We start from the raw sequence: 5,364 nt of genomic DNA, 5'->3' as shown, positions 1-5,364 counted from the left end.
CCGTACTACTTCCAGCTTGAAGCTGGCGTCAAATTGTCGGCGCCTTCTTGTCATCTTGCTCTTTTTCCTCGTCGATTCAGGATTGTCCCCCCTATCGACCTGTCCGAGGAAATTAGACCACTACACACCTCCCCCATTTGATGCTTAGACTGCCGCAGGGGTACGGCCCACAACCATTGCTGCAGGCTCGCATGGTCATTGCCAGGTTGTGCCAACAGCCGACTCCAGCGGTCCAGTGTCGCGTCGCCAAACGCACCAATAAGCCCCTCGGTTAGAGGTCCTTCGACATCCTGCCCAGCCTTTACGATGAGCCGCTTGAGCAATCGATCGTGGACGATCACGATGTGATGCTCGTAGAGCCAGCGTTTCAATTCGTACAGCAAGTCTCCGCGCTCGGGGCGGCCTGTCAGGCGTTCTTTGAGCCAGCGCACGACATACCGGCGCTGGTGCTCGGCCATCGGCCGGAAGCCGAGCGCGTGATATGCGAGGACCTGAAGATCGATGAGCGTGCGAGCCCACGTTTCATACAGCGTCCGCAGCGTGCCTAGATCGGGCGGATCGACCGCCAGTTGCGCGCCAAGGTGATTCCAGAGCACTTTGGGAACTTGCTTGTAGGCGTCGAGCGTGCGGCCGCTCATCCGGATAAAGCCGATGTGGAGCGCGACGGCAAGCCGGTATAGGTCGCCGCGACGCGCCTCGATCAGTGCGCGCTCATTCGCTGAGAAGGTGAAGAACGTGGCAAGGTCGAACTCGGTGAGTTCGCGAGGAATCTGCCGGATGCCAAGATAGGTGACTTGCCAGTGTTCTATCGCGCTCGCCTTGAAGCGAAAGACGGACCAATGAGCATAGCGACAGCGAATGACGGGGCAACGACTACTACCTGCGCAAATAAGAGCTCAACCGTGCCCGGAGGCACCACCCAGACAGCAAGTGATTGATTTGGTGAGGAATTTTAACGGGGCCGCCTCGCAAACCCGCGCCACGCCTAGACCGCGCTACCGTCGCGAAATGCGCTGAAATCAAGGCGACACCTAATGTTGACGAATTTATGCGTCTGTAACGAGACGCGCCAGCCGTAGCGTTGCGCCGCTCGGATGCAGATACCTGTGGCGTGGGACGACAGACTCAGCGGCTGCAACCAGATTGGGGTGCCGTGCGCCTGGTGGATCGGGTCAAGTTTCTCAAGCACGATGTCGATCTCGTGCCGCTCGCCGATTGGGTATTTGATCTCGTTCGCGCGCGTCAGCGCCTCTTCGAGGACCGGGCGTCCGCCCGGCATCGCGTACTTCGGGCTGACGGTGACGAACGTGGTAGGCGTGACGAGCGGCACGTAAGTGCCCGAGGTTTCGACCTGTACGCGGTGATGCCACGCTTCGAGCTTCGCGATCAGTGGACGCAGGTCATAAATGCACGGTTCCCCGCCGGTGATTACCACGTGCTCTGCGTCGGCCGACCGCACGATATTGGCCAGCGTGGGCACGTCATACCACGCATAGTTGTCGCAGGGCTGCGCGCTTTTCTCGCCCATTGCGCTGACGCTGATTTCCCGCTCAAGGGACACGTGCCACGTGTGCTTGCTGTCGCACCACGGGCACCCGACCGGACACCCTTGCAAATGAACGAACACCGACGGTGTGCCAGTGAAGCAGGCCTCGCCCTGCAATGTTTCAACTATCTCGTTGACGGGATAGGCGCCAACGGATGGCGCGGCTAGAGCCGGTACGTCACGTTGCATTTGCGTGTCTCCTCAATTCGTACTTCCGTCAATCGTACCTTGGTGCCTTCCAGTACGTCGGGGCCGAGCACGGTCACCAGCCACTGCGCCATGTTCTCGGCAGTCGGATTGAACGGTACCCTGACTACCGACGCATCGATATCGCGCAAGTAGGCATAGAACGGATCCTCGGCCCACAGCAGCATGCGGTGGTCCCAGTGGTCTTCGACCCAGTTGCACAACAGCGTCTTGATCACGCCGAAGTCGATCACGCGCCCGAGGTCGTCAAGCGAGGCGCCTTCGCAAACGAAGTGGATGCGGTAGTTGTGTCCATGCAGGTTCTTGCATTTGCCTTCATGGCCGTAGACACGGTGCCCACATGAAATGTCGTGAAAGCGCTCAGCCTGTAGCATGGTCAGTACCCTTCTTCTCGTGCGATTTTCGGGAACACGGCGCGTGCGGCTTTTCGATCGTCCAGGAAGCCGCGCGCCGGCCGCTCGTCATGGTAAATTCGTAGGTCATACACACCGCGCGAATCCGAACGTCCATGGGCTGCGGCGTGGCCACTTCCACCATCTCAGGTCAGCTGCATTCCGGTTTCCCCCAAAATTTGCCCGTGCGAGATCACCCAATCGGTCGGTTGAGTTCCGACACGCCGATCACCATTGTGGAGCAGTCGAGCGCCACGGCTTGGTTCGTCGCGAGCGCGAGGAAGAAAGAATGCGTTGCGCGTCGGCACGAACGTCAGTTCGATGCGGTGGTCAATGAACGCGTCGACGCTGGGAAAGTCGGTGTAAATCTCAAACTCGCGACGATGAGTGGTCTGCGGCGAACTGACGGCGAGTTGCTGGCCGACATTCAGTATCAGATGCGCGTGCGCCACATCGATCCCCCGTCGCGGGCGTTGCGCACAGTCGAAAGAGTTCCCTGCCACATTGTCGGAGTGCTGCTTGGCCCGGTAGAAGCGGGTGGCCGAATCCTGCCCACCGGCGAGCACGGCAATTGTCTTGCGTTCGATGCGAGACGAGTTCATGTTTCGACTCCAATCCAAACCTGTACATGTTCGCGTCCATTCTCTCCGCCTCTACCGATCACGCCGCGGAAGATTTCCGACGGGTTGGTCGTTTCGCATTTTTCGACGGGGAGACGTGCGCCGTTCGGCACGCCTTCCTTCCTGGCTACTGGTCGATATCTGCAACGACGAGGTCGAGGGTTAATTGTGTCGCTCTGCGCGGTGATCAGTCGCGCCACCAGCCACATCGTTAGACGCCTGAAACGTCGGTATGACCGGAAAAGAGATCGATATTCGTTCTCTTTTCCGGCCCCTACAGAATGCACTGGAAATCGCTCTCCGGTGCCAGTCATGCACTGACGTTCGAACGCCTGCAGTTCAGATGTCACTCGGAAGAGTAATGCATTGTTCATGCGGAGTACCTGTTGGCAGTACATCTTGCCTTTCTTCTATTGTGCCAGGCACAATAGTATGCACCCTTGATAAACATCAATGAGCGCGTCCCATTGCTGGCAAGCGCCGAAATCCTTCTTTCGAGCGGTTCGTGCTCCAGTTCGATATTAAGCGCTGAGTGGCATCGGCTCAGTATCTGGAGGACCAAGTATCTGAGCCACCCCGAGTGCCCACGTTCCGCGTACGCTAAGAGGTGTTAACAGAATGACTTTTGCAGGTGTCGCCAGCATATGATGCAGCAGGCAATTCGGAGGAAAGCCTCGTGGATGAAAGCGAGCTGTTCAAAGCGGATGCGCAGTCGGCGGAAGTTGTGAAGCCAAGATATGGTCCGCTCGACAACCCAGCGTGTTTTGCCTAGCCCACTACCATGAGGCTGACCACGTCGAGCGATTTCGGTCGCAATGCCGGCGGCATGCAGTGGGCGTCGATATTTGTCGTGGTCATAGCCTCTATCGCCCTGAACGACCCGAGGCTTTGATAGTGGTGTGCCACGCTTGCCGCGGATTGGCGGAATTGCCTCAACCAGCGCTTGAAGCTGAGTGACGTCGTTGCGGTTGGCGCCGGTCAGAATCACCGCGAGCGGGATGCCTTGCGCTTCGGTGATGAGATGGTGCTTTGAACCGGGTCGCGCACGGTCTGTGGGATTCGGTCCTGTTTTTGACCTGAGCCCACAGCGCGGATTGAAGAGGAATCGACGATGACGCGAGACCAGTCGATTTGGTCGGCTGCGTAGAAATCCGACATGCGTCGGGTTTCGTCTAATGGGGGGTGTTATGGCGGATTTTAATGAAATCGCACAGGGCTACCAGTCGTTTTTGCAGTTGCCTGTTTACCGGGATGTCGAGGCGTTCAGCTTTGAAAAGCTGATCGGCGATTGCAGCGATCTGTCCATATTGGATCTCGCTTGCGGAGAAGGGTATTACTCTCGGTATTTCCGGCAGCATGGCGCTGCTCGCGTGGTCGGTGTGGATATTTCGGCTGAAATGATCCGTCTGGCGGCAGCGCAGGAGCATAGCGATCCGCTCGGTATCGACTATCGTGTGGGTGATGCGCGTGATGTGGAACTGGAGGAGCGTTTCGATATCGTCAGTGGTGCCTGGTTATTGCAGTACGCGCGTGATCGTGATGGATTGCGGGCCATGTGCACGACGATCGCGCAACACCTGAAGCCGGAGGGTGTTCTTGTGGGTCTCAATCTCAATCCTATATTTTCAGCGGATGGGATGGCATTGGCCAAATATGGTCATACCCGAACGCCTGACCACGCCGAAGAAGGAGATGCAGTGTGTTGGCGGTTTTATCCTCCCCAAGCCGAGCCGTTTGAAATCCGTACTTACCAAAAAAGCTTGGCCAGCTATGCCTGGGCATTCGAACATGCTGGCCTGACGCGGCCGGAATGGGTCCCCGTCTCAGTGCGCCCCGAGCGTCTGGCGCAGGACGGCGCGGATTTCTGGGCCTATTTTTTGCAGCATCCACCAATTGCCGGTCTACGCAGCCGCGCGATGTGTTAGTCAAGGCAGGCTTTGTTTGGGAGGAGTCGCCAGCAAATGGGGCTTGAGCGCGCGCATCAGCGCATTGGCGCAATCTCGAACGCTCCTGCCGGGCGCGAATTTGAGTTGCGCGCGCGGGCGTTCTTTGCCGGGCGCGGCATCAACTTGCAGCCACGCCACAAGATGCGCATCGGCGCCGGCGTAGTCAAGAAGCCGCATGAGTTCGATCTACGGAGTGACGACCAAAGAATACGGTCATTGCGCGGGAACTGGGTGTTTCGGTGCAAACCGTCTGTCTGTGGCGCAAGCGCATTGCCCGGCAAGGTGTCGAAGGCATTCGCGAGGGTGAACGAAGTGGCCGTCCGCCACGCATCACGCACTAAGCGCGACCGCAGTTGATTGCGCTGGCGTGGAGCGCAGGAACCTGATGGGCGGGCAACGCCGACACTCGACGAGATTGCGCGTGCCGTGGAGCGCGGCGTCGTCGAGCAGATCAGCCGCAGTCACGTGCAGCGCATTCTGCAGGCCGGCGACGTACGCCCGCACCGGGTCCAGCAATGGCTGCTCAGGGCTCTGTCAGGTTGGCCGATGTAGTCTGTCTTTGTGGCGTACGAGTAGTTATCCTTATTAGATAACCCTGTCTCCGGCCGCAGTGACAGTCCAACCATGCCACGTCGCGAAACGTTTCTGGAGCG

5 protein-coding genes and 3 pseudogenes are annotated in these 5,364 nt (G+C 58.5%); 2 read left to right on the top strand and 6 right to left on the bottom strand.

What is annotated here, in order from left to right; genetic code table 11:
- Nucleotides 1–125: 125 nt before the first annotated feature.
- The 5 genes and pseudogenes from VSR72_RS43795 to VSR72_RS43775 all read right to left on the bottom strand — a co-directional run.
- Nucleotides 126–809 (bottom strand): annotated as a pseudogene (locus VSR72_RS43795) (DUF4158 domain-containing protein); the annotation flags it as partial.
- Between the two features lie 176 nt (nt 810–985).
- Nucleotides 986–1,735: a 7-carboxy-7-deazaguanine synthase QueE gene (queE, locus tag VSR72_RS43790; protein WP_342958391.1), complete on the bottom strand. Its 750-nt coding sequence runs from the start codon at nt 1,733–1,735 to the stop codon at nt 986–988.
- Nucleotides 1,711–2,127: a 6-carboxytetrahydropterin synthase gene (locus tag VSR72_RS43785; protein WP_342958390.1), complete on the bottom strand. Its 417-nt coding sequence runs from the start codon at nt 2,125–2,127 to the stop codon at nt 1,711–1,713. The genes queE and VSR72_RS43785 overlap by 25 nt, the downstream gene beginning before the upstream one ends.
- Before the next feature lie 164 nt (nt 2,128–2,291).
- Nucleotides 2,292–2,747 (bottom strand): 7-cyano-7-deazaguanine synthase, encoded by a 456-nt coding sequence (locus tag VSR72_RS43780; RefSeq protein ID WP_342958389.1) that lies wholly within the window; start codon nt 2,745–2,747, stop codon nt 2,292–2,294.
- Nucleotides 2,748–3,375: 628 nt separating this feature from the next.
- Nucleotides 3,376–3,908 (bottom strand): annotated as a pseudogene (locus tag VSR72_RS43775) (IS5 family transposase); the annotation flags it as partial.
- Nucleotides 3,909–3,952: 44 nt separating this feature from the next.
- Between VSR72_RS43775 and VSR72_RS43770 the strand changes: the two are divergent.
- Nucleotides 3,953–4,690, top strand: a complete 738-nt coding sequence (locus VSR72_RS43770; protein ID WP_342958388.1) for a class I SAM-dependent methyltransferase — start codon at nt 3,953–3,955, stop codon at nt 4,688–4,690.
- Here the strand turns inward: VSR72_RS43770 and VSR72_RS43765 are convergent, their stop codons facing one another.
- Nucleotides 4,691–4,888, bottom strand: coding sequence for a hypothetical protein (locus VSR72_RS43765; RefSeq protein ID WP_342958387.1), 198 nt, complete (start codon nt 4,886–4,888; stop codon nt 4,691–4,693).
- A 29-nt stretch (nt 4,889–4,917) separates the two neighbouring features.
- Between VSR72_RS43765 and VSR72_RS43760 the strand changes: the two are divergent.
- Nucleotides 4,918–5,233: pseudogene (locus VSR72_RS43760) on the top strand (helix-turn-helix domain-containing protein); the annotation flags it as partial.
- Nucleotides 5,234–5,364: the final 131 nt, after the last annotated feature.

It is taken from the genome of Paraburkholderia sp. JHI869, assembly GCF_038900775.1.
GTDB lineage: Bacteria > Pseudomonadota > Gammaproteobacteria > Burkholderiales > Burkholderiaceae > Paraburkholderia.
This window is presented reverse-complemented; position numbering and strand designations above follow the sequence as displayed.

What these genes read in the sequence shown, in the direction of transcription:
- queE (WP_342958391.1), bottom strand. Translation starts at nt 1,735, where the DNA reads ATGCAACGTGACGTACCGGCTCTAGCCGCGCCATCCGTTGGCGCCTAT.
- VSR72_RS43785 (WP_342958390.1), bottom strand. Translation starts at nt 2,127, where the DNA reads ATGCTACAGGCTGAGCGCTTTCACGACATTTCATGTGGGCACCGTGTC.
- VSR72_RS43780 (WP_342958389.1), bottom strand. Translation starts at nt 2,747, where the DNA reads ATGAACTCGTCTCGCATCGAACGCAAGACAATTGCCGTGCTCGCCGGT.
- VSR72_RS43770 (WP_342958388.1), top strand. Translation starts at nt 3,953, where the DNA reads ATGGCGGATTTTAATGAAATCGCACAGGGCTACCAGTCGTTTTTGCAG.
- VSR72_RS43765 (WP_342958387.1), bottom strand. Translation starts at nt 4,888, where the DNA reads ATGCGGCTTCTTGACTACGCCGGCGCCGATGCGCATCTTGTGGCGTGG.